3 protein-coding genes and 1 pseudogene are annotated in these 2,463 nt (G+C 66.3%); 2 read left to right on the forward strand and 2 right to left on the reverse strand.

Annotated features, from left to right (window positions below; genetic code table 11):
- Both WAW17_RS08620 and WAW17_RS08625 read left to right on the forward strand, forming a co-directional pair.
- A partial coding sequence (locus WAW17_RS08620; RefSeq protein ID WP_422332566.1) for a cation transporter dimerization domain-containing protein occupies nucleotides 1-191 on the forward strand: 191 nt, incomplete at its 5' end.
- A gap of 34 nt (nucleotides 192-225) precedes the next feature.
- Nucleotides 226-543 (forward strand): hypothetical protein, encoded by a 318-nt coding sequence (locus WAW17_RS08625; RefSeq protein ID WP_422332567.1) that lies wholly within the window; start codon nucleotides 226-228, stop codon nucleotides 541-543.
- 25 nt (nucleotides 544-568) lie between these two features.
- On the opposite strand, the gene glyA is transcribed toward WAW17_RS08625, so the two are convergent.
- Entirely contained in the window at nucleotides 569-1,864 is a 1,296-nt protein-coding gene (gene glyA, locus WAW17_RS08630; protein ID WP_422332568.1) for a serine hydroxymethyltransferase, read from the reverse strand.
- Between the two features lie 91 nt (nucleotides 1,865-1,955).
- A pseudogene (locus WAW17_RS08635) lies at nucleotides 1,956-2,463 on the reverse strand (DUF885 domain-containing protein); the annotation flags it as partial.

Below are 2,463 nucleotides of genomic sequence, written 5' to 3' on the forward strand. Positions count from 1 at the left end.
AGTTCGCACCGCTGCGCACCGTCGAATCCGGTCGCCAACGCTTGGTGTTCGTCGTCGCCACCGTTCCCGGAGAATGGAGTGTGCAGTCCGCCCACAACCTGGCGAACCGCATCGAGGTCGACATCGATTCGGTGCTGCCGCACACCCAGACCTTCATCCACGTCGAACCCGCGGGCACTCCGTTGCGGTAACGGTTCACCGACCCGGAAAGAAAGGCAGGGAACCATGACAGATCCGGTCAGCGAGTCACCGGACATCCGCGAGCAGCGGGCAGGAACGAGCGCCCTCGAACTCGTCCAACGCGTAGTCGACCTGCGGGCTGAACTGGAGGCACTGGACCAGCGGATTCATACACTGTCCGACGAGTTCGAGGCGGTCGACCCCGAGTCGCTCACCGACGCGGCCGAGGCCGACGACGTGACTCGACTCGAAGCGATCGGTCGCGAGGTGATCGAGTGTCTCAGCGACGCACACCTCGACCTGCGCACCGCGGACACGCATCTCGAGACCGCGATCTCGAAAGCCCGCAAACTCGTTCCGTGACCGCCCGCCCGGACGCTTCGGCCGACTAGATCAGGCGCCAGTCCTCGAGACCCTCGTACAGCGGGAAGTCGGCGGCCAGCGCGGACACGCGTGCCTTCAGCGACTCGACGTCGGAGGAGCCGGCGAGTGCCGTACCGATGATGTCGGCGACCTCGGTGAACTGTTCGTCACCGAATCCGCGCGAAGCGAGCGCCGCGGTGCCGATCCGCAGACCGGAGGTCACCATCGGCGGACGGGGATCGAACGGGACCGCGTTGCGGTTGACGGTGATACCGACCTCGTGGAGGAGGTCTTCGCCCTGCTGCCCATCGATTTGCGAGTTCCGCAGGTCCACGAGCACCAGGTGAACGTCGGTGCCGCCGGTGAGGACGCTGATGCCCTTGTCGGTGACGTCCTTGCCGGTGAGCCGCTCGGCGAGGATCTTCGCACCGGACAGCGTGCGCTCCTGGCGGTTCTTGAACTCCTCGGTGCCCGCGATCTTGAAGGACACGGCCTTGGCGGCGATGGCATGCATCAGCGGCCCGCCCTGCTGACCGGGGAACACTGCGGAGTTGATTTTCTTGGCCCACTCCTGCTTGGCGAGGATCAGGCCGGAACGCGGTCCACCAAGCGTCTTGTGGACGGTGCTCGACACGACGTCGGCGTAGGGCACGGGCGAGGGGTGCAGTCCTGCCGCGACGAGTCCGGCGAAGTGCGCCATGTCGACCCACAGGTAGGCGCCCACCTCGTCGGCGATGGACCGGAACGCGGCGAAGTCCTCGTGCCGCGGGTAGGCGGACCAGCCGGCGACGATGACCTTGGGCTGCCCGGCGACGGCGATCTTGCGGACCTCGTCCATGTCGACGCGGTGGTCTTCCTTGCTGACCCCGTACGACTCGACCTCGTAAAGCTTGCCGGAGAAGTTCAGCTTCATGCCGTGGGTGAGGTGACCGCCGTGCGCGAGATCGAGCCCGAGAAGCTTCTCACCGGGGTTCATGAGCGCCATCAGGACGGCCGCGTTGGCCTGCGCACCGGAGTGCGGCTGGACGTTCGCGAAGTCGGCGCCGAACAGTTCCTTCGCCCGGGTGCGGGCGAGATCCTCGATCACGTCGACGTGCTCGCAGCCACCGTAGTAGCGGCGACCGGGGTATCCCTCTGCGTACTTGTTGGTGAGAACGCTGCCCTGGGCCTGGAGCACCGCGCGGGGGACGAAGTTCTCCGACGCGATCATCTCGAGGGTGTCACGCTGACGCGCCAGTTCCCCCGCCATGGCCTGGGCGACCTCGGGGTCGAGTTCGGCCAGGGGGGCCGTGTTGATGTCGGTACCGGGCACAGCGGTCATCGAGGAATCTCCAAGCTGGATGCGGAAACGAATGCCTTCAGTCTACGAAGAACCTGTGAGTACTTCCTAACCGCCCGTTGTTAAGAAGTACTCACGGGCGGAGGGCGCTGGGGACGAGAGGCTCGTCGAGCAACCGGCGGAACCGTTCGGACCGGTCCTGGCCCACGGGGACCTCCGCCAGCCAACTCCCGAGCAGACGGTAGCCCTCGACGTAAGTGCTGGTGTAGGCCCGCCACAGCGGCGAGGACAGGAAACGCAGCGACTGCCGGGCACGTTCGGGTGTCGACAGGCTCCACCGCTGGAGGAAGGCCGCGACGTCGTCCGCACTGCGGCCTTCGTCGTGCAACATCATCGCCGCGTCCTGCCGCACACCGAGCAGTTGTCCGGATGCGGCGGACAGCCGCTGTGCCTGCTCACCGTCGAAACGTAGTCCCAGGTCGGCGTAGATCTCCTGCGCCCAGATACCCCAGTCGGCGCCGATGATCGACTCGAGCGCCAGGTCGGCGAGGCCTTCAGCCATGAGACACTGCGGGGTGTTGACGACGAACAGCGTCTGCTCGAGCTGACCCGATCCCACCAGGCCGGCTTCCTTGCGGCAG

The organism is Rhodococcus sp. (in: high G+C Gram-positive bacteria) (assembly GCF_049286785.1).
GTDB lineage: Bacteria > Actinomycetota > Actinomycetes > Mycobacteriales > Mycobacteriaceae > Rhodococcus_F.